Consider the following 21,294-nt stretch of genomic DNA (forward strand, 5'->3'; position numbering starts at 1 on the left):
ATTGATAGCGCTCCCCATGGCAGATAAGTGTTATATTTCTTGATTGAATCCAAATTAGATAAGCCTTTAGGTATCTTGTCAATGAATTGACTCGAAAGTGAATTAACTGATTTTAGATTCAAAAACCATTATTTCTTAAACTCAGAGTTCAATTGAAGAAATAATATCGACTCTTATTTTATAAAGAATCGAATTTTGATTTCTCCAAACTCTTATTTTTATTTACTAATGAGTAATTTTCTTACTCACATTCTTCATTCCTAATTCATAAATATTAAAAGTTGCTCGACTCTCTCGTCACATCCAAAACCCGAATCAAACTGCTCTTAAAGTTTTTTTCGCATACCAATTCCGGCTACTTGCGTTCCTTGGCTAAGGAATTCGATGAGTCGACAAATTCGGTTCGGGTGGAACTCAACCGTTTGACTGATGCAGGTTTATTGGTGGCCGAAGAGGAGGGGAAGACCAAAATGTACAAGGCCAATGAAAGCCATCCTTTCTTCCAGGAAATCAAAAATATGGTTTCCAAATTTTTGGGATTGGACGATCTGATGGAACGAATAGTCAAGAGAATGGGAGAGGTGGAGAGAGCCTATATTGTGGGAGATTATGCTCAGGGAATAGATTCGGGAACGGTTCAAATGATTTTGATCGGAAAAAATTTGGATCGGGATTACCTGGATTTTATCCGACAAAAAACCTATGAGAAAGTTAATCGGCAAGTTGATGTAGCAATACACGAGGCCGACCCTGGGGATATAATGGGAATATTGATTTATGGGAAATAGAAAGGTTCGAGGTTCGGGATCCAACGTTCCAAGTCGGTTGCCAGGCTATGCTGAAGGATCAACTTAAAATCTAAAAGGTAAAACGATAAACCTTGTCAGACTGAGCGAAGTCGTAGTCTTTACTGCTTAACAACCAAGAATTCTTTTATAGATCATTTGCAAATCCCAATTCACCGAGTAATTTTATTACTCAGTCATCTTTGAGCTCTCGTCATTGCGAGTGAAGCAAAGTAAAAGAAAATGAAGAATTATGAATTAATGAATTATGAATTTGTGTCAATAAGATCCTTGATCTATACCTGAGTTCATTATTCTTCATTCCTAATTCCTGATTCAACATTCCTAACTCCTCAATGGGAGTGACAGGGCGAAGCTGTGCGGAGGGGAATTTAGAATTATGAATTGATTAATGATGGATTTAAATGTCAGCAATATTTTCATTCGGGACTCTATTTCCTCATTTAACACTCTTCTTTAGAAACTCAAAAATCTTCATTCAACATTCCTAATTCTTAACTCAACATTCCAAATTCATCATTATTAAAAATGAAAATCACATACTGACCAAAACTTTTCAGTTTGCAGAAAGATCTCTCAATCTATATTTTTCGCTCCGGAAAGCAGGTCATTATCGTTTAGCAGATCAATTTGTTGGTTCGGCAACTTCAATTGGAGCAAATGTAGAAGAAGCCCAAGCCGCACACTCCAAATTAGATTTTATTGCTAAGATGGTTATTGCTGCCAAAGAAGCTAGAGAAACTCGATATTGGCTTCGTCTATTCAATCGAGAAGAGCTAGGTGCTAATAGTCCAGATTACAATTTCTTGACAAGTGAAATTGAAGAATTGATCAAAATTCTCAATTCAATTATCAAGTCAAGCAGGGAAGGGAAGCGTAATTCTTAACTCCTAATTCCTAATTCAACATTCCTCATTCCTAACTCATAATTCCGTATCGACTCCCAACACTACAAAGTAATCGAACCCTCCTCCGGCTGGAAGATGGTGGACTTCAAGGAGCTTTGGCGATACAAGGATCTCCTGTATTTCCTCACGCTCCGCGGAATCAAGGCCCGCTATGCGCAGTCTATTCTTGGGGTGTCTTGGGCGATTATTCAGCCGCTATTCACGACGGTGGTCTTTACCCTGGTTTTTGGAGGCTTGGCTAAGGTAGATTCCGATGGGATGCCCTATATACTCTTTTCCTACCTGGCCTTATGGCCTTGGAACTACTTCTCCGGTACGCTCACCGAATCAGCTAATTCCCTGATTCAAAATGCCAATATGATCACCAAGGTCTATTTCCCTCGCATGGTGCTACCGTTATCGGCCCTGCTATCCAAAATGTTGGATTTCACGATTGCCTTTGTAGTGGTCATCTTTATGCTGATCTATTTCAAGCAGGTTCCCGGATGGGGGGTACTCTTTACCCCGCTTTTGATCTTGCAACTTTTGATGTGTAGTTTAGGGATAGGGATGTTTCTTTCAGCCTTGGCAGTCAAGTATCGGGATGTAAAGCATGCCCTTACCTTTTTAGTACAGCTCCTGCTTTATGCCGCTCCGGTGGTCTATAGCACCTCAGCGGTCCCTGTCGAATACCAAAAAATCTATATCCTAAACCCCATGGTAGGCGTAATCGAAGGATTTCGAGCCGCCTTTCTCAACCGCCCCATGCCTTGGGATTGGATTTGGCCAGGAAGCATTGTAGCAGTAGTCGTCTTTGTTTTTGGGATGATGTACTTTCGAAAAATGGAACGGACTTTTGCCGATGTGGCATAAAGTCGTGCCATTTTTTGATCCCGAATATTTTCGGGGCCGCCGAATGGAACGAATATTTGCGGATGTTGCTTAGCTATAGTCATTAGGCGGTCCCGATTAGATAATAAATCACAAAGTAATCGGGACGAAAAATGGAACGCCCTTTCGCTGATGTAGCCTTGGCGTTCAATGTTCTAGGTTCAGTGTTCAACGTAGAAATCAAAACGTAGAACAACCTTAAACTTAAAAAGTGCTTTTTAACTCCTTTGAATTTCTAATTTTTCTTCCGCTAGTCTTCTTAGGCTATTGGTTTGTGTTTCAGAAAAATCTGAAGCTTCAAAATGCCTTTATTCTACTTGCTAGCTATGTTTTTTACGGCTGGTGGGATTGGCGATTCTTGGGATTGATAATAACAAGTTCAGCAGTGGATTATTGGTGCGGGCTTCGTTTGGGGTACGTCATTGCCCAGGCTCCGTCATCGCGAGCGGACGAAGGGAGCGTGGCGATCTCAATAGATGAAAGGGAAAATAAAACGGAGACTGCTTCGTCGTTCCTCCTCATAGTGACGCGAAACCCCAAATTCTATTTAACGCTTAGCATCCTCTTCAACCTCGGTCTCCTCGGCTTTTTCAAGTACTTCAACTTCTTTATCGAATCCGCTACTGATTTTATCAATCTGATCGGTTTTCAGGCTCACGCCAGTACGCTGAATCTGATACTTCCAGTAGGAATTAGCTTCTATACCTTTCAGACCATGAGCTACACGATCGATGTCTATCGAGGTAAGATGGAAGCAACCAAAGACCCCGTCGCCTTTTTTGCTTTTGTGGCTTTCTTTCCGCAGCTGGTTGCAGGACCTATTGAACGTGCATCTAATTTACTTCCTCAGTTCTTCAAAAGGCGGGAATTTGAGTACCAGCAAGGTTCAGACGGGATGAAGCTTATCTTATGGGGACTATTCAAAAAGATGGTGATCGCCGATAACTGCGCCTTGGTCGTCAATCCCATTTTTGAGAATTACCAAACTGCTTCAGGGTTAGAACTGATGATGGGCGCTATTCTCTTCGCTTTTCAGATTTATGGAGACTTCTCAGGTTATTCTGATATAGCTATAGGAGTGGCCAAGCTCTTTGGTTTTGAACTGATGACAAACTTCCGAACTCCTTATTTCAGTAGGGATATTGCTGAATTTTGGCGCAGATGGCATATTTCTCTTTCTACGTGGTTTCGAGATTATGTCTATATCCCATTGGGAGGTAGTCGTGTGCCTAAAGCAAAAGCTATCCGAAATATCTTTATTGTATTCTTTGTCTCAGGATTCTGGCATGGAGCCAACTGGACTTTTATCGCTTGGGGAGGAATCCATGCGGCATTGTTTATTCCAATCTTCTTGATTGGGAAGAACAGAGCTCACTTACATGAGGGAGAGCACATGGTTCCTTCTTTCAAGGAAATCTTTCAGATGGGATCAACTTTCTTATTGGTTTGTATTGCTTGGGTCTTTTTTAGGGCAGATACTGTAGGAGAGGCTTGGGGGTATTTAAAAGGAATAGTTTTTCATCCCTTAATTAGTGGGGTTAGATTAAGCTCATATTTACTTTCAATTGTCTTGATTTCAATTTTGATTTGCTTAGAATGGATTATGAAAGGTGAACAGGTTTTCAATTTCAGAAAGCCAATTATACGTTACTCAAGCTATTCTGCTATTATAGTCCTCATCCTATTTTATGGGGTGTTTTTCAATCCTCAAGACTTTATATATTTCCAGTTTTGAGGAGATTTCTTACTAAAAGCCTTGTAGCAGCGGGACTTCTATCGGTTTTTATGATTGGATATGGATCCTTTTGTGATTACTTCTTTACCCAAAAACGATTTCTCGACAAAACTGAAAAGAAACAATGGGTTTTATCTTTAGAAGGAGGAGCATATGAATATGCTGTTTTAGGTTCTAGTAGAGCATTTGGAGCCTTTGATATGAATTTGCTAGATAGCCTTACTGGTTGGAATGGAATTAACCTTGGAGCAAATGGAAGTGGGTTTAAAGATAATTTTTTGATTTTGGATTTATTTTTAAAATCTAATTCAATAAAAAAGCTATTTCTTCAGGTTGACATGGCTTCTTTAAATTCTGATGTGGCTTTTAGTAATGAGTTTCATGCATTTACATTTTTTCCCTATTGGGAAAATGAAAATGTTAGGAATGTTTTAATAGAAGAAATACCACTTCTTGACAATATAGGTACTAAGCTTTTTCCACAATGGAGGTATTTTTACTTCAATAAGTATTATTCCCCAAAGGAAGTATTAAGAAAAATTCGGTTAATTGAAGTTCAAGAAAATCCTTTTTCCATTTTAAAGGGAGGAGCTTTTAGAAACGGGGAAAATATAGAAGAATCACAAATTGGTATATCAGAATTGCCTGGTGTCGCAGATTCAGTAGATTGGAACTATTTGAAGAAAATAATTCATTTAGCCACAATTGAGGGGGTTGAAATAGTTTTATTTTCAGCTCCTCGATTTTTTGATAGTCAGGAAGATTTAAAAAATACCCTAAAGCAAATTGATATTCCCATGCTTTATCCGGATGAATTTCCAATACTTAATAAGGCATATTTTATAGACCAAGGTCATTTGAGTAAAAGAGGAGTAGATTTATTTACGATAAAATTTAGTAAAAGAGTAAAAGAAATTTGGCTATCAAATTTTTAAAATTAAGGAGAAGTAAACCTTACCAATATTTAAAGGATAAATTCCTGTATGGTAGGGCTTATATCCAGTATAAATTAAATCCTTACCCAGAAGAAGTTGGAGAGAATCCTATATTTATTTTTAACCATATCCCGAAGTGTGGAGGGACAAGTTTAAATATTGTTTTAAGAAAATGGTTTCATCTGGTTAAAGATTATCCCCCACATGAATTTGAGTTTAACAGTAAAGAAGGTTTTGAAATTGCCCTGAGTGAGTTTGAAAAAAATGTACCTAACTATTCAAAAATAAGACCTTTTGAAATTATAGCAGGACATTTTTTTAATGGAAGGTTTAATTTAAGCAAGAGATTTCCAGAAGTTTTTAGGAGTTCCCGGGTCTATCTGATAACATTTATCAGGGAACCATTACATCAAAGGATTTCTTTATTTAAATATGGGAAAAAGCGAAGTCATACTTATGTTCAAGGGTTTACTTTATCTGATTACATTTTTAAAGAAATGAATTTTATTGCTCAGATCCTTGAATGTGATGAAAACAATTATAAAGAAAGAGTAGATAGTTATTTTTTTGTTGGTTTAATGGAGGAGTACAATAGATCTTTAGTTCAATTATCAAAAAAAATGAATAGAAAAATGATTTTAGATATTCCACATGTTAATTCATCTAACTCCAAAACTGAAATTTCTACTCTTTCAGAAGATGAGATAACTAAGTTTAAAAATTATAATAAATTAGATTATCAAATATATAATTATGTCCGAAGTAAATTTGATGATGGATTTTATATATGAGAAATTTTAAAGTTAGAATAAATATATTTTTGCATGAATTGATTTTTAATATAATCAATTCAAGTGATTATATAAAAGGAAGATTGTTTAAAAATAAAGTGATTTCTAAATGGATTTCCATTGATCCAAAAAAAACATTTAGAGGAAACTTTCCTAAAAATGATGAGTTTTCATTTATACAAATAGGAGGAAATGATGGTGTTTCATTTGATTTTTTACATTCTGAAGTTGTGATGAGAAAATCAAAGGGAATAATTGTTGAGCCTTCTCCAAAATATTTTAAAGAGTTGGCAAATAACTATAAGGGTTTTCCAAATATTAGATTAATAAGAAAGGCCATCTTTAAAAATAATTCTTCTATAGAGTTATATGAATTGAATGATAAAGGATTAAAAAAAATCCCGAATTGGGGGAAAGGGATCGGATCCATAAATAAAAAGCATTTATCGAGTAAAAATTTATTAGATGAAGATTTTGATGTATTTATTGTTGATGGTATAACTTTTATGGATTTGGTTTCAATGTATCCTGAATTTATGGAAGTAGATTATCTTCAGATAGATACTGAAGGTTATGATTTTGAAATACTTAAGTTGATTGATTTTTCAAGATTTAAATGTGATTTCATTCGATATGAAAAAGCGAACTTGAATGAAGAAGATAAGAATCAATCTGAGGATTTGCTTCGAAAGCATGGTTACCAAATCATTGGAGATCAATATGATAATTTTTGTTTAAAATCCCATTTATCATATAAGATAAAATATAGTCGCAATTGATTTGAAGAAGATTTTATTTTTCATAGATAGTTTTCCTAATTATTCAGAAACCTTTCTTTATAATCAAATATATTTTTTATTGGATAGACAGTTTTATGTGGAGTTACTTGCTTTAAAAAATAATCCAAGTTATTCAGAGAATTTACATGACAAAATTATTAAATATAATCTTTTTAAAAAATGCACTTTTTTAAATCGTAAAGTTGGATATCAATTATTGAGAAATATTATAGTTCAGCCCTATTATTCTTTTAAAATAATAAAACTATGGGGTTTGAAAAAAGGATTATTCTTGATTGGAAATCTTAATTATTTTAAATATTACTCCCAATATGATGTTATTCATGCACATTACGGCCATGTTGGAGCATTAGTATGTGATTTGAAATCAATAGGGTTATTTCAAAATACCAAAGTAATTTGTTCTTTCCATGGTGAAGATCTTTCTCATAAAACATTGAATACACATAAAGAAAAGTATAAGAATATTGGGAGACTTGCAGATAAAGTAACTGTCAACTCTAAATATACGAAAGAATGCTTGATCAATTCAGTAGGAGAAAGTTGGTCTAATGTTGAGATTGTTCCTGTACCAGTGGATGTAAATTTTTTTAAACCTTCCAAAAAAGAAAATACTGAAAAGGGTTTTTTCAATCTCATTTTTTGTGGAAGGTTGATAGAATTGAAAGCTCCTACATTAGCAATTCGAATTGTCCATGAACTAGTTGTTCTAGGCTATCCTGTGAAACTTAAAATTATTGGCATAGGCCCCTTATATGATTTGTGCGAGAAGCTAATAGTGGAGCTTGGTTTAGGTAATGAAATTAAACTATTAGGGATGTTAAGTCAAGAAGAAATTTTATCTGAATACGAAGAAGCTGATTTGTTTTTATTACCAGGGGTTCATGAATCAAACAGTCATAAAACAGAAGCTCAAGGGTTGGTTTTGCAAGAAGCTCAAGCTATGAGATTACCAGTTATTATTTCTAATGCTGGTGGAATGAAATATGGTATGCTGGATGGAGTGACAGGCTTAATCGCAGAAGAAAACAATGTAGATGACTTTGTTGAAAAAATAATTTTTTTGATTGATAATCCTATTCTTAGATACTCTATGAAAGATGCCGCTAAAGATTATGTGGCAAAATACTTTGATGTTTCCGTGATAGGAAATAGAATGTTGGATATCTATGGTTTTAGCAGTAACTGAAATATATGACTGAGCAAGTATCCGTAATTATTCCAGTATTTAATGCAGAGTTTTTTATTGAAAACGCAGTACACTCAGTACTTAAACATGATTGTGTGGGGGAGGTAATCCTTGTGGAGGACGGATCGACTGACAGCACCTCAAAAAAATGTTGTGAGCTAGCACTAAGGTATTCGAAAGTTAAATGTAAAATGCATCCTAATCATGAAAATCGAGGGGCAGCAGCATCCAGGAATTTAGGTATTCAGTTAGCTAATTTTCCCATTATCTCATTTTTGGATGCGGATGATATTTATTATGAAAATAGGTTTAAAGAAGCTCTTTTATTATTAAGAGAGAACCCTTCAATTCAGGCTTGTTATGGGATTGTAGAAGTAATTAATCTGGATACTGGACGTAAAAAAAATATGGGGTTTTTAAAAAAATCTCCCTCTACCTCTGTGTTAACATATTTGTTAAAAGGGGGTTATTTCCATACCAATTCTATTACAGTGAGGAAAAGTTTTTTTAAAGAAGTAGGTTTCTTTGATCAAGTATGTTGGCCTCATGAGGATTCTGAACTTTGGATTAGAATGGCTTCCAAAGGAAAAGTATCCCCTATTGTTGATAAGGCGCCAATAGCCTCTTATTCTATTCATAATAATAATTTGAGTAAAGTAGCTTCTATTAAATCAAAGAAAATTATGTGGAATGAAGTCTACAATAAGGTTTATGGGCTTCCAATTGGTGTTTTTAATAAAATTTTAATTTTAAAACAATTATTTAAGTTCTGGCTTAGGGCGATTTCTAATTAGAATGAAAATAGTCATTAAAATAAATAACCTATCAAAAAAATATAGGTTAGGTTTGAAAGAAAAGCTGATATCTTAGCTGGTAAAGTAGCAAATCTTATTAGCCCCCCCCCTTTGCAAAACCTTAAGAGACTTCAAGGGCTAAATAAATTTGGAGCGGAGAAGGAAGCGGAATTTTAGACATTGAGAGGTATAAAATTTTGAAGTTAAAAAGAGAAAATATTTAGATGCTATCAACTCAGTATTAAATGAATAGGGGGATATTTTAAAAGTTGATTGTTTACTATTGTTCTCGAATAATTGATTAAGGTGGAATTAACTCATTTATATATTAGATCTATATTACTTTTTTTCTTACTCATTTCGAACTTAATTAATTGATTTGAAAAAATATTATTCTCAATATCGACAAGATGAGTTTTTAAATCGAGTTTTTTTTCCTCATAAAAAAAATGGTTTCTTTATTGACATTGGTGCGCATGATGGAGTCAAGTTTAGTAATTCATATTTCTTTGAATTATATAGAAATTGGGATGGGGTTTGTTTTGAACCAAACCCTAAAGTTTTTAGGGAATTAGTAGAAAACAGAAAATGTCGATCCTATAATACATGTATTGGTGATTATGATGGATATGTGACTTTCTGCCAAGTTGAGGGATATTCAGAAATGTTAAGTGGCATTAAAGAGTTTTATGATGATAAACACCTTGATCGAATAAGTCAAGAAATTAAATTACATGGAGGATCAGTTTTGGAGATTGATGTTCCAGTAAAAAAAATAAGATCTATTCCTGAATTAACTGGGAAAATTATCGATTTCGCAACAATTGATACTGAAGGTAATGAACTTTCAGTTTTGAAATCTATTGATTTTGAAAAGATGATTATTTCCGCCATTTCAATAGAAAATAATTATAATGATAATAGTATTAAGGACTTTCTCTTTGAAAAAGGATATATGTTTATTATTCGTTTAGGAAGTGACGATATTTATCTTAAATCTGATTTGCTTTCAGCTTCTATAAAAATAAGGACTTTTTTGTGGAGGGTTCGGAAAAAATTGGAATCCATTATAGCTAAGTATTAGATATATTGAAGGTAATTAAATTAAAGTTTGTCGATCATTATAGTGGGTTTGAGGCAGAAAATGATCGGATCTTTACTTTTTTAAAGCGATATTTTTCTGTGCTTCTTACTGAAAGTGAGCCAGATTTTATTATTTATTCATCTTGGGGATCTGAACATTTAAAATATGATTGTCCAAAAATATTCTATACAGGAGAGAATCATCGCCCCAACTTTTTTTTATGTGACTATGCTTTAGGTTTCGATTTCCTAAATAGAACAGATTATTTAAGAGTCCCACTATATTCCATATTGTGGTATTATGATTTTTCTAAATTACTATTTCCAAAGCATCAACAAATCATCGATCAAAACCCCAAAACTAAATTTTGCTGCTTTATTTCTTCTAATGCAGGGGCGATGGAGCGTAATAAATTTTTCAAAAAGCTTAGTACCTACTTACCTGTGGATTCTGGAGGAAAGGTTCTAAATAATGTAGGTGGGCCAGTTCCAGATAAAATCGCGTTTATGAAACCCTATAAGTTTTGTATTGCATACGAAAACAGTTCTTACCCTGGGTATGTCACTGAAAAAATCATGGATTGTTTTATAGCAGGTTGTATTCCGATTTATTGGGGGAGTAATTGCATTGAAAAAGATTTTAATCCTAAAAGAATTTTGAATAGGCTTGATTTCAATTCAGATGAAGAATTGATCGCAGAAATAAAGTATTTGAATGAAAATCTGTCTGCATATAAGGAGTTTATAGCTCAACCAATTTTCAAAAATAATCAGTTTACTGAATATTTTGATGAAAGTCGAATAGTTGAATTTTTTGAAAAAATCTTTAATGGTCCAAGTGAATCAAGATCTAAAGGCATTCGAAAATATTTAGGTCTGTCTATTCGCTATAATAAAATGATATTTAGCAGAATAAAGAAAAAACTCGGATACACAGAACGTGTATGGTATTAAAAAAAAGTTATGGGCAAAACTGTAATTCGAGTAGAAGATCTTTCAAAGAGGTACAGGTTGGGTTTGAAAGAAAAGCAAGCTGATACCTTAGCTGGCCAGGTGGCAAATCTTATTAAATCTCCCTGGCAGAATCTTAAAAGACTTCAGGCACTAAATAAATTTAGAGAAGAAGACGAATCTGTTTTTTGGGCGCTCAAAGACATCAATTTTGAAGTAGAAAAAGGAGAAGTTCTAGGGATTATCGGAAAAAACGGGGCGGGGAAATCAACCTTGCTGAAAATCCTCTCTCAGATTACCGATCCCACTTCAGGGAAAATCAAAATCCATGGAAGGGTTGCCTCTCTCTTAGAGGTGGGAACTGGATTTCATCCCGAACTTTCAGGACGAGAGAATATCTATATGAATGGAACCATTCTAGGAATGACCCGAAAAGAAATTGATAGAAAACTGGATGAAATTATTGATTTTTCAGGGGTGGAGAAGTTCATTGATACACCTGTTAAGTTTTATTCTTCTGGAATGAAAGTTCGTCTAGGGTTTTCAGTTGCAGCTCATTTAGAACCAGAGATCTTAATCATTGATGAGGTCCTTTCTGTAGGGGATTATGAGTTTCAGGCAAAGTGCCTTGGTAAAATGGAGGAAGTGAGTAAAAAGCAGGGAAGAACAGTATTATTTGTAAGTCATCATCTTCCTTCAGTCAAAACTTTATGTTCTAGAGCAATATTATTATCCAATGGCGAATTAGTAAAAAACGGCAATGTTGATGAGACAGTAAATTATTATTTAAATACTTCTAGTTCTGACGAATTGTCTGGATACTATAATCAGCCAATTTCCAGTGAATCAGTATTTGATATTTATAGCGTTTGCTTAAAAAATAAAGCGGAGGAAATAACTGATACTTTTGAAGACACGGATGAAATAGTATTGGAGATAAATTATTCTTTAAAAGAGAATTTAAAAGGGGCAAGAATGGTGTTTCAGCTGATAGATATGAATGAGGTGATAGTTTTTGCTTCTACAAACCAACAAGTTTTAACATATAGCTTGGATGAAGGAAATTATTCAACGAAATGTTTTATCCCGGATAGAATATTAAGGGATGGTCAATACAAAGTAAGAATTCATGCTGGTCAGCCTGGGGTAGACTATTTATTGCATCCCAAAGACTATTTATCTTTTAGGGTACTTTCATCAGGATTACATGGGTCGACTAGAAAAGAAAAATGGCCAGGAATTATTGCCCCGCAACTATTTTGGAATAATGAAAAAATTGATTGAACTATTTAAAAATTCTCCTTCTAAAAAGGGGATGAATAGGAATTTGGAAAACTTAATAGATAGAAATTTTTTGATACCGATTGAAGAATTTTCTGAAAAAGATATTTTCATTGTTGGATATCCAAAATCAGGAAATACTTGGATGCAATCCTTGATTTCAGGATTAGTATTTGGTATAAGTACAGAATATTTACCTGAATCCTTAGCCCAGGAATTGGTTCCTGACGTTCATGCTCGTACATACTATAAAAGATTTTCGGAAATAAATTTTTTCAAATCACATAACCTCCCAGACGAAAGATATAGAAGAGTTATTTACCTAGTAAGAGATGGAAGAGATGTCATGGTTTCTTATGAGAATTACTTGAAAATAATTAATAAGGAGACGTCAATGAAAGACATGATTACCGAGGGAAAAAATCTTTTTCCTTGTAAATGGGGTTTTCATGTAAGAGAATGGATGAAAAATCCATATCATTCAGATATGATGATTATTCGATATGAGGACTTACTGGAAGATCCAATAAACGAATTAAAAAAAGTATGTGAGTTTGCAAAAATTGAAAGGGATGAATTTCTTATACAAAAAATTGTCGAAGGATGTCATATAGAAAAAATGCGAGAAAGAGTTTCAAATAGTAAAGGAATGGCTCATAAAGATCTAAAAGGAGAAAAAGGAGTATTGTTTTTTAATCAAGGAAAATCAAAAAGTTACCAGGATAAATTTGAGAAGGATCTGCTTGAATACTTTGAGACGGAGTCAAAAAACGAGCTGGAGTTATTTAACTATGTCTAGTTTTATTTTCATACTTAGAGATTATAATCGGTAAAGAAATATGAACTTTTTGATCAAAAATAAAATCAAGGTTTTCAACTTATTAGTTGGCATAATTGAAAAACAGGATAAAATTGTTTTAGATAAGACCGAAAAGCAAAAATTAACTGATTTGATTTCAAAGCTTCAACCAATTCGCACTGACAAAGAATTAATCAGGCTTGGTGCAGATTCCGATGGAGGATATTTAGTGCCAAATGATTTAAAAGGTGTTGAAGCTTGCTTTTCACCGGGAGTTGGTGAATTTAGTTCCTTTGAGACGGATTGCTTCCGACATGGAATGAAAATTTTCATGGCAGATAATTCCGTTGATTCGCCAAATCTCGACCCTAAGGAAGTTAAGTTTTCTTTTCTCAAGAAATTCATAGGTTCGAAAAGTGATGATCAATTCATCACCTTAGATGAATGGGTAACCCAATCAAGTATATCAGATTATTCGGATCTGATTTTGCAAATGGATATTGAAGGGTTTGAATATGAGTCCTTAATCAGTATTTCCACTTCCTTATTAAATCGTTTCAGAATTATTGTAGTGGAGTTTCATGACTTGGATAAACTTTGGAATCCTGAGTTTTTCCGTTTTGCCTCAATTGTTTTTGAAAAATTGCTTCATAATCACTATTGCATTCATATACATCCCAATAACTGCTACCCGGTTTTTAAAAAAGATGGTATTGAGATTCCTCCAATCATGGAGTTTACATTTTTAAGAAAAGATCGGGTAAAAGAATTTTCTTACTCAAATTCATTTCCCCATGCCTTGGATGTGGATAATGAGGTAGGAAATCATATTGTCTTACCAAACGACTGGATTGGAAACTCAATGGAAAGTGGAAGCTAAATTTTCAATCATTGTACCCACTCTTAATTCTGGAAAGTATTTAGAAAGACTTCTGAGTAGTTTAATAAATCAAAATTTTTCTGAATTTGAAATTCTTGTAATGGATGGAGTCTCCACTGATAATACCCTGGAGATTATTAATTCTTTTAAAGACAAAAGAATTGAGATTTATTCCTCTCCTGATAAAGGGGTGTATGATGCCATGAATAAAGGCATATCTGCTGCAAAGGGGGAATGGGTATATTTTATTGGGGCAGATGATTGGCTATATGATAAACATACCCTAGATAAAGTTTATAAAAGGTTACTAAATACTAGTTGTCACGTGGCCTATGGAGATGTTTTAATTCATGGCGATTCGGATTGGGCCAAAGATCAGGAAGTTTATGCCGGAGAATTTGATTCTTTCAGATTAACAAAAAAGAATATTTGTCATCAGGGAATTTTTTACAGAAGATCATTTTTGAACAAAAATCAACTGTTTTTCGATTTGCAATATCCTATCAATTCAGATTGGGATTTCAATTTAAGGTGTATATCTATTACCAAATTTTTATACTTAAATCTTATCATAGCTAATTTTTCTTCTGGAGGTTTGAGTACCAATGCAGCTATTTATGATTCTATTTTTGAAGACATTCCTTTAAAATATTATTTTTTGTTTCCATCTAAATGGAAAGTATTTATTTCTAAAGTAAAAAAAATATTAAATAATTAATCTTGAGATTTTGATAGTATTCACTTTATGCTCCAATAACTATTTATCACATGCTGCTTCTTTAGGAGATTCAATCTTAAAATTTGATCCAAATGTTAATTTTATTATTGGTTTAGTAGATAAAATAAATATAAATATAGATTATACACAATTTTCAGATTTTGAAATTCTCCCATGTTTTGATTTGGGATATGCCGAATTTGATGATATGCTAAGTAGATATAATATCATTGAATTCAATACAGCAGTAAAGCCTTTTTATTTTGAGTATTTGTTTCGAACGAGACCCGAAGTAGATAGGATTTATTATATAGATCCTGATATTCTCTTTTATCAATCGATCAGTAATCTGGAAAATAGCTGGGATGGTGCAAGTGCTTTATTGACACCAAATTTAATCTACCTTCCTGAAAAAACTGTGCGTGGAGAATTAGCTTCACTTAAGCATGGAATTAATAATTTGGGATTTGTTGGAATAGCTAGATGTGAGGAAGGGTTAAAAATTGTCAGTTGGTGGAAAGAGAGATTGACTCATTATTGCCAGTTGGATAAATGCCGTGGAATATTTGTCGATCAAAAATGGATAGATATTGCAGCACTGTTTTTTCTCAATATGAAATCCATAAAGCATCCTGGTTGGAACATGGCTTGGTGGAATCTTTCGGAACGGAATCTGAAAAAGATGGAGGAAACTTATTTTGTAAATTCGATTGACTTCCCTTTGATTTTTTTTCATTTCTCTGGATTTAAACCTGGTGTTCAAACTATTACTGAGCGGATTAAATCCTCTGAATTTGATATGGAAAGCGAAGGCGCATTACGTGAATTATTTGATAATTATGAGATAAAGCTAAAAAGCAGAGGTTATGATCAGTTAAGCGGTATTAAGCCATCACTCAAGTTCCGTGAAACTCCAAACGAACTAAAGCATAGAATCGGTAGAAAGCTAAAATCCAAAATGACTAATGCCATCTTCAGAATTTTTAAGGTTTAAATGAGACTAAATGGAGTCAGTATAATCATTTGTACTTACAATGGAGTAGAGCGACTTCCCAAAACTCTTGATTCTATTTTACAATTAAATCCGGGAATTACTCGGGAATTGATTTTGGTTGATAATGCTTCAACAGAGGATATAGAAGGTTTTTGTCATAACTATTTCTCTGAGAATCCTTTGAAAATTAAATTTAAGTTGGTTAAAGAAAATAAGACTGGACTAACTCATGCAAGAATTGCCGGGATTATGAATTCTAGATATGATTATTTGCTCTTTTGTGATGATGATAATTCCTTATCCCCTGATTATTTAGATTTTGGGTTAGAAATTTTTGAGAAAAATGAAAATGTAGGAATAGTTGGTGGAAGAGGTATTGCACGAATGACAATAAATCCACCAGTTTGGTTTGAAAAATATCAGAAAAGTTATGCCGTGGGACCACAAAGGTTAAATTCTGGATTGATTGATTTCTCACCAAGTCATGTTTATGGTGCCGGTTCTTTTTTTCGAAGAATTCCTATGCTGGAGATTTTAGAGGCGGGCTTTTATCCAAGCTTAATAGGAAGAACCAATACAACTTTGCTCTCAGGAGATGATTTGGAATGGTGCTGGCTCCTACAACTGAAAGGCTATAAAATCTATTATGAAGATAAACTGAGATTTTACCATGATCTTTCTGAACAACGATTGAACGAATCTTATTATATAAAACTTAAAGCGGGTACAGCTTCTGGAAGTGCTCTATTATTTGCATATAGAACTTTTTTCAAAAACAGGAATCTTTCAGTTTCAGGTTTTAAGGCCAGTTTTAAAATGGAATCTTTAAAACATAGGCTTAGATATTACAAAAATAGATTTTTGATAAATAGTAAAAATTGGGAGAATGAATTAGCATTAGCAATTCTAAGATCAAGAGTTCAATCCTTCCGTAGATATCCTGTCGAATCTTTGAAACTTTATTCGGAGCTAAAGCGAATTTTTTTCATTAACAATAATGTTCAATGAAGATTTCTATCATCATTCCAACCCTTAATCGTCCAGATCAGTTGAAAAAATTACTTTTTCGATTAGGGGAAGTGGTTGAAAAAGAAGAGTTGATTATTGTGGATGATAGTAAAGATGAATTACCACAAGAAATTTTTAACCATTTTAAATTTAGGATTAAATACATTCACAGAGGAGAAAGGCTAGGGGTTAGCTCTGCTAGAAATATCGGCGCAGCTGAAGCTAAAGGAGAATATCTTCTATTTTTCGATGATGATGATGATTTCACTACTGATTGGCTCGAAGATTTTCGATCTAGTTTAAAATCTAATCCTGGAATAGTTTATTGTGATATGAAGGTAGTTGATAGATTTGGGAAGGAAGAGAATGTTTCGGCACAAATGAGAAAAAGGCCAATTGTTATTCCTGGATCTTGGCTAATCAAAAAAGAAATCTTTGATCAAATAAAAGGTTTTGATGAACGATTAAATTTTGCAGAGAATACTGAATTATTTTTCAGAATTGATCAAATAGAAAAACCTACAGAATATATTAAAAAGCCTAATTTTATTTATCATCAGTCTGTAGATGGAGGTAGCAAAAACCTCCAAAATATGATAGATTCCATTTTGATAATTTTGGAAAAACATGATAAGCTATTGACTGAACATGTGAAGTATCTTTATCATCAAATTGTTGGGGTTAACCAATTGCGTTTTCAAAGATTTGCCCAAGCAAGAAAGCATCTTTGGAAAGCTTATCGGTATAAGCCATGGAAGGTTAAGACTTTGGCTAGATTCGGGTTAAGCTTCCTTCCAATTCTATCCAAAAGAATCTATACCAAAGACGTCAATATATGATTCGATTTGGAGGTTTTATTATTACCTATAATCGTCCAAATATCCTACTGGAGACGATTGAAAAATTATTTGAGCAGACTTTTCCACCGGAACTGATTTGGGTCATCGATAACTCTGATAATCTGAAGACGGATTATGCGATCGCAGGTCTTTTGGACAATCGAATCAATTATTTTAGAATGGGGTATAACGCAGGACCTGCGGGCGCTGCGAAAAAAGGATTGGAACTCTGTGCCGCAGAGGGCTTGGATTGGATTTTTTGGGGAGATGACAACGACCCACCATTTTTCAATGACACGTTTGAGAAGTTACTTTCTATCCGTGATGAAAACCCTTTTTGTGGTATCATAGGAGCTGTAGGACATTTTTTTGATCGTAAAAAGGGAGTAGTCAAAAGAATCCAATCCCGGTTGCTTGAAAAAAAGGAATTTGTAGAAGTTGATTTTGTAGCAGGAGGGATGTCCATGTTGGTCAGTGCAGAGCTGGTGAATGCAGGGGTATTGCCCAATGAAGATTTGTTCTTTGGATTTGAAGAGCTTGATTTTTGTCTGAAAGCTTCACGAAAAGGGTTTATTATTCTTGCCCACTGCAAAATATTCCTTGACTTAAGAAAACTCCATAATCGAACAGATTATGAAAGACCAAATTATAAAAAGAAGCAAAATCCCTCAAGAGAATACTATAGCCTCAGGAATTTATTGATGATCTCAGATACGCTCACATTAAAATCCATGAGATCAAGATTGGTTAAGAAATGGTTCGCCAAATCAATCTATGGATTTAAATATGGTCTGGGTTATGGGTTCCAGAATGCAAAGATGATTTTTTTGGCTTTTCATCACTATCATAAAGGGATAAAAGGAAAAACTATTGACCTTTAAACTAAAGTAAATGGATTTTCGCTTTTCTATAGTAATTCCGCTCTACAATAGAGCAAATTATATTTCGAAAGCGATTAAAAGCGTTTTGAATCAATCCTATCAGGATTTTGAACTCATCATTGTAGATGATGCTTCAAGCGATGAATCACTTCAAATAGTAAAAGCTATCAATGACAAGCGGCTTAGGGTAGTATCTCTGTCTGAAAATGGAGGAAATGCGAAGGCTAGAAATGCTGGTTGGAGAGTCGCAAAGGGGGAGTGGATTGTGTATTTGGATAGCGATGATTGGTTTGAACCTAATTATTTACAAAATCTGTCTGAAACGATAAGAGCAAATTCAGATATAAGTTTCTTTTGGACTGGCGTAAGATATGTAAATCCAACCGGAGGGATTATAAAAGAAGAGTTTTGGAGTCCACAAAGTGCATTACCTAGCACTACATTTTTTGATGAGTTACGAATTGGGACTAATTGTGGGGTAGCGTTTAAAAAAAGAATGCTTGAAAGTTTTAATGGCTTTGATGAATTATTTAAAGCCTCCGTTGATAGAGAGTTTTTTCTTAGAATCAGTCAGAAAGAAAAGGGGGCTGGGATTTCAAAAATCTTGGTAAATTGTTTGATAGGCGATCATGAATCAGTTAGAAAAGATTTTTTAGCCCAGTATGATGCCTATTCAAGACTTATTGATCGGTATCATAAATTAATAGAGCTAAATAATTCTCGCAAAAAATGGTGGTATCATAAAGCAATGTGGCTTGCATTATATTGCGGAAAAACTAATCAGGCTAGGATCTATTTGAAATCCATGGGCTATCCTATAAAATCAAGTCTCCTTTATTTAATTTTTGTCCTTTTTCCATTCAGTTTCGCTAAAAAAATGCATAAAAGAATAGCCAAAAGCCTATGAATTGGATTAAGGAAAATGTCACTTCATACTTGTCTAAAAGTACTTTTACAGATGAAAAACTGAAACTTACCAATTCTAATCCATCAGAACTTGAGTTAAAAGTTTTAAAACATTCTCCGGGTGGTTGGTCGATTGATAAACCAGTGGCAGAAGCAATTATAGCTTTAGTAAAAGAGAAGAAGATTAATAGAGTAGTAGAAATTGGAGCTGGATTTTCTACAATCGTTTTTCATTTTACCATGCCAAAAGTTAGCCCCAATTATGAAGTTTTTTCCATAGAAGAAAATGTGAATTGGTTTAAAATTCCCAGTGAATTAAAAGAGCTAGTTGATCGCGATTCAATGGGTTTTTATACGGGCAGAATACGTTTTGTTTTCGGAATATTTGGGATCCATGCTAGTTATCAGGTATCCGAAAAGAAAAAGCTAAAGTATGGGGTTGAATTGGTTTTCGTTGATGGCCCTCAATACTATTATGGAAGAGAAGGAGCATTGGATGATATCTATGATAAATTAAAAGTTGGATGCTTAATCGTTATGGATGATGCAGAACGGTATACAGAACAATGTGTGATATACAAATGGTTAAAGGTTTATAAAGGCCTTGAATTGATCTATTTCAAAGAGAGGTTTGGGGATAAAGGATTGGCTATTTTAGAAGTTAAGATGCCCTTAAAGAGAAAGTTCTCATTGGATACTTTTCTCTTAGGATCAATGCAAGGGATAAAGCGACTTTTGAACTTTAAAACAATTAGAGAGAAGCAAAACTTTCTAAAATCTAACGAACTTAATTGAAACTCCTCTTTACACAAGATGCCTTAGTCAATGCAGGAGCAGAACGGAGTCACCTTGAGATTCTTTCAAGTTTTTCCAAGGACGTAGATGTGGGTTTTGTTTATTTCTATCCTAAGCATGACCTCAAAGACGCCTATGAACGAGCCGGATTTCGGCTCTTTTTTTTGGATATTCCCGAGTCTTATCATTTTCATTTGGCTATTTACCGCTTGGTTCAATTGATCAAAAAGGAAAAGCCGGATTTATTGGTTTCTTCCCTTTGGCGGGCTGATATCATTACTCGGATCGCTTCAAAGATTACAAGAGTGCCATTGGTAGGTACTTTGGTCAATGACAGCTATGCACCGATAGCTTGGACAGATAAGAAAGGCATCAAGTACAAGTTGGTGTATTGGCTGGATTGGCTGACTTCAGGAATTCCTAAATTTTGGATTGCTAATGCCCAAGCGCTATCGGACTCCCATGTGAAGACTTTGGGAATAGATCGGGATAAGATTTCGGTAGTTTATCGGGGTAGAAAAGTTCCGGAATTAACTCGGTACAATAATTTGGGTTCTGGAGAAAATCTCGGTAGTAAGGATAAGGGAGAGGGAAATAGGGAGAAGGGAAATGGGAATGGGGAAGATGGAATTGTCAGAATGGATGCAAAAGAAAATGTTTTGGTTTCCGATGGTAAAGTAGAGACTGGGGCAATTCGGAACTTTATCTCCTATGGTCGCTTATTGGAACGAAAAGGCTTTCAGGATGCCATTCAGGCCTTCTCAAAAGTCCTTAAAAAATATCCGGATTGTACCTTGACCATTTTCGGAGAAGGGCCTTATAGAAAAAACTTGGAATCATTAATCCAAGAATTAGGAGCCCAAAAATCTGTTTTTCTCCCAGGAAAAATCCAGAACCCAATGGATACTCTTTTGAAAGGATATTACTTCCAGATAAGTCCTAACCAACAAATTCTAACCACCGGCTTCGACTCCGCTCAGCCTAACAACTGCCAACTGCTAACTGCCAACTGTTTTATCTTCCCCAGCTGGTACGAAGGCTTCTCCGGTGCCCTAGTCGAAGCCATGATGGCCGGGATACCCATTATAGCTTCCGATATTCCTATGAACCTAGAGGCAGTCACCGACCAAAAATCTGCTTTAGTTTTTCCTGTTCAAAACATTGAATCTTTAAAAGAATGTATGCTTTGGGCCATCGAAAATCCGGATCAAATGGAGGGCTTAGGCAATGAAGCCAGAAAAGTTTCTATTGAGCGATTTGATATTGAAAAAATTGCTCTCCAGTACGAGCAAATACTTGTAAAAATTGCTTATCGAATTAAGCAAAATTAG

At 34.4% G+C, this 21,294-nt stretch carries 22 protein-coding genes; all 22 read left to right on the forward strand.

Features of this window, described 5'->3' with window-relative positions; all coding sequences use genetic code 11:
- Nucleotides 1-281: 281 nt before the first annotated feature.
- Nucleotides 282-788 carry a winged helix-turn-helix domain-containing protein gene (locus HWE15_RS10885; RefSeq protein WP_290507563.1) on the forward strand — a complete coding sequence of 169 codons (507 nt, stop codon included), beginning with the start codon at nt 282-284 and terminating at the stop codon, nt 786-788.
- A 560-nt stretch (nt 789-1,348) separates the two neighbouring features.
- The gene (locus HWE15_RS10890; protein ID WP_290507590.1) at nt 1,349-1,693 is read left to right on the forward strand and encodes a four helix bundle protein; all 345 of its coding nucleotides are present in this window, start codon (nt 1,349-1,351) and stop codon (nt 1,691-1,693) included.
- A gap of 96 nt (nt 1,694-1,789) precedes the next feature.
- Entirely contained in the window at nt 1,790-2,566 is a 777-nt protein-coding gene (locus HWE15_RS10895; RefSeq protein ID WP_290507564.1) for an ABC transporter permease, read from the forward strand.
- A gap of 292 nt (nt 2,567-2,858) precedes the next feature.
- The gene (locus HWE15_RS10900; RefSeq protein WP_367203934.1) at nt 2,859-4,319 is read left to right on the forward strand and encodes an MBOAT family protein; all 1,461 of its coding nucleotides are present in this window, start codon (nt 2,859-2,861) and stop codon (nt 4,317-4,319) included.
- Between the two features lie 50 nt (nt 4,320-4,369).
- Complete coding sequence (locus HWE15_RS10905; RefSeq protein ID WP_290507566.1) at nt 4,370-5,254, forward strand: hypothetical protein; 885 nt, start codon at nt 4,370-4,372, stop codon at nt 5,252-5,254.
- Nucleotides 5,236-6,045, forward strand: a complete 810-nt coding sequence (locus tag HWE15_RS10910) for a hypothetical protein (RefSeq protein WP_290507567.1) — start codon at nt 5,236-5,238, stop codon at nt 6,043-6,045. The genes HWE15_RS10905 and HWE15_RS10910 overlap by 19 nt, the downstream gene beginning before the upstream one ends.
- Entirely contained in the window at nt 6,042-6,824 is a 783-nt protein-coding gene (locus HWE15_RS10915; protein WP_290507568.1) for an FkbM family methyltransferase, read from the forward strand. Before HWE15_RS10910 ends, HWE15_RS10915 begins: the two co-directional genes overlap by 4 nt.
- A gap of 1 nt (nt 6,825) precedes the next feature.
- Nucleotides 6,826-8,034 (forward strand): glycosyltransferase family 4 protein, encoded by a 1,209-nt coding sequence (locus HWE15_RS10920; protein ID WP_290507569.1) that lies wholly within the window; start codon nt 6,826-6,828, stop codon nt 8,032-8,034.
- A gap of 5 nt (nt 8,035-8,039) precedes the next feature.
- Complete coding sequence (locus tag HWE15_RS10925) at nt 8,040-8,828, forward strand: glycosyltransferase family A protein (protein WP_290507570.1); 789 nt, start codon at nt 8,040-8,042, stop codon at nt 8,826-8,828.
- 379 nt (nt 8,829-9,207) lie between these two features.
- Nucleotides 9,208-9,912, forward strand: a complete 705-nt coding sequence (locus tag HWE15_RS10930; protein WP_290507571.1) for an FkbM family methyltransferase — start codon at nt 9,208-9,210, stop codon at nt 9,910-9,912.
- A gap of 5 nt (nt 9,913-9,917) precedes the next feature.
- Complete coding sequence (locus tag HWE15_RS10935; RefSeq protein ID WP_290507572.1) at nt 9,918-10,865, forward strand: glycosyltransferase family 10; 948 nt, start codon at nt 9,918-9,920, stop codon at nt 10,863-10,865.
- Nucleotides 10,866-10,874: 9 nt separating this feature from the next.
- Nucleotides 10,875-12,146: an ABC transporter ATP-binding protein gene (locus HWE15_RS10940; RefSeq protein WP_290507573.1), complete on the forward strand. Its 1,272-nt coding sequence runs from the start codon at nt 10,875-10,877 to the stop codon at nt 12,144-12,146.
- A complete protein-coding gene (locus HWE15_RS10945; protein WP_290507574.1) occupies nt 12,130-12,942 on the forward strand; it encodes a sulfotransferase domain-containing protein in 813 nt (270 codons plus the stop codon). Before HWE15_RS10940 ends, HWE15_RS10945 begins: the two co-directional genes overlap by 17 nt.
- Nucleotides 12,943-12,982: 40 nt before the next feature.
- Nucleotides 12,983-13,822, forward strand: a complete 840-nt coding sequence (locus tag HWE15_RS10950) for an FkbM family methyltransferase (protein WP_290507575.1) — start codon at nt 12,983-12,985, stop codon at nt 13,820-13,822.
- Nucleotides 13,794-14,540 carry a glycosyltransferase family 2 protein gene (locus tag HWE15_RS10955; RefSeq protein ID WP_290507576.1) on the forward strand — a complete coding sequence of 249 codons (747 nt, stop codon included), beginning with the start codon at nt 13,794-13,796 and terminating at the stop codon, nt 14,538-14,540. The genes HWE15_RS10950 and HWE15_RS10955 overlap by 29 nt, the downstream gene beginning before the upstream one ends.
- Nucleotides 14,541-14,550: 10 nt before the next feature.
- Nucleotides 14,551-15,534: a glycosyl transferase gene (locus HWE15_RS10960; RefSeq protein WP_290507577.1), complete on the forward strand. Its 984-nt coding sequence runs from the start codon at nt 14,551-14,553 to the stop codon at nt 15,532-15,534.
- Complete coding sequence (locus tag HWE15_RS10965; protein ID WP_290507578.1) at nt 15,535-16,542, forward strand: glycosyltransferase family 2 protein; 1,008 nt, start codon at nt 15,535-15,537, stop codon at nt 16,540-16,542.
- A complete protein-coding gene (locus HWE15_RS10970) occupies nt 16,539-17,381 on the forward strand; it encodes a glycosyltransferase (RefSeq protein ID WP_290507579.1) in 843 nt (280 codons plus the stop codon). The genes HWE15_RS10965 and HWE15_RS10970 overlap by 4 nt, the downstream gene beginning before the upstream one ends.
- Nucleotides 17,378-18,262 carry a glycosyltransferase gene (locus HWE15_RS10975; protein ID WP_290507580.1) on the forward strand — a complete coding sequence of 295 codons (885 nt, stop codon included), beginning with the start codon at nt 17,378-17,380 and terminating at the stop codon, nt 18,260-18,262. Before HWE15_RS10970 ends, HWE15_RS10975 begins: the two co-directional genes overlap by 4 nt.
- Nucleotides 18,263-18,272: 10 nt before the next feature.
- Nucleotides 18,273-19,169, forward strand: coding sequence for a glycosyltransferase (locus HWE15_RS10980; RefSeq protein WP_290507581.1), 897 nt, complete (start codon nt 18,273-18,275; stop codon nt 19,167-19,169).
- A complete protein-coding gene (locus HWE15_RS10985) occupies nt 19,166-19,963 on the forward strand; it encodes a class I SAM-dependent methyltransferase (RefSeq protein WP_290507582.1) in 798 nt (265 codons plus the stop codon). Before HWE15_RS10980 ends, HWE15_RS10985 begins: the two co-directional genes overlap by 4 nt.
- Nucleotides 19,960-21,294, forward strand: coding sequence for a glycosyltransferase (locus HWE15_RS10990; RefSeq protein ID WP_290507583.1), 1,335 nt, complete (start codon nt 19,960-19,962; stop codon nt 21,292-21,294). Before HWE15_RS10985 ends, HWE15_RS10990 begins: the two co-directional genes overlap by 4 nt.

It is taken from the genome of Algoriphagus sp., from assembly GCF_013373065.1.
In the GTDB taxonomy this organism is placed as follows: domain Bacteria; phylum Bacteroidota; class Bacteroidia; order Cytophagales; family Cyclobacteriaceae; genus Algoriphagus.

What these genes read in the sequence shown, in the direction of transcription:
- HWE15_RS10925 (WP_290507570.1), top strand. Translation starts at nt 8,040, where the DNA reads ATGACTGAGCAAGTATCCGTAATTATTCCAGTATTTAATGCAGAGTTT.
- HWE15_RS10970 (WP_290507579.1), top strand. Translation starts at nt 16,539, where the DNA reads ATGAAGATTTCTATCATCATTCCAACCCTTAATCGTCCAGATCAGTTG.
- HWE15_RS10945 (WP_290507574.1), top strand. Translation starts at nt 12,130, where the DNA reads ATGAAAAAATTGATTGAACTATTTAAAAATTCTCCTTCTAAAAAGGGG.
- HWE15_RS10895 (WP_290507564.1), top strand. Translation starts at nt 1,790, where the DNA reads ATGGTGGACTTCAAGGAGCTTTGGCGATACAAGGATCTCCTGTATTTC.
- HWE15_RS10965 (WP_290507578.1), top strand. Translation starts at nt 15,535, where the DNA reads ATGAGACTAAATGGAGTCAGTATAATCATTTGTACTTACAATGGAGTA.
- HWE15_RS10915 (WP_290507568.1), top strand. Translation starts at nt 6,042, where the DNA reads ATGAGAAATTTTAAAGTTAGAATAAATATATTTTTGCATGAATTGATT.
- HWE15_RS10975 (WP_290507580.1), top strand. Translation starts at nt 17,378, where the DNA reads ATGATTCGATTTGGAGGTTTTATTATTACCTATAATCGTCCAAATATC.
- HWE15_RS10950 (WP_290507575.1), top strand. Translation starts at nt 12,983, where the DNA reads ATGAACTTTTTGATCAAAAATAAAATCAAGGTTTTCAACTTATTAGTT.
- HWE15_RS10940 (WP_290507573.1), top strand. Translation starts at nt 10,875, where the DNA reads ATGGGCAAAACTGTAATTCGAGTAGAAGATCTTTCAAAGAGGTACAGG.
- HWE15_RS10905 (WP_290507566.1), top strand. Translation starts at nt 4,370, where the DNA reads ATGATTGGATATGGATCCTTTTGTGATTACTTCTTTACCCAAAAACGA.
- HWE15_RS10985 (WP_290507582.1), top strand. Translation starts at nt 19,166, where the DNA reads ATGAATTGGATTAAGGAAAATGTCACTTCATACTTGTCTAAAAGTACT.
- HWE15_RS10980 (WP_290507581.1), top strand. Translation starts at nt 18,273, where the DNA reads ATGGATTTTCGCTTTTCTATAGTAATTCCGCTCTACAATAGAGCAAAT.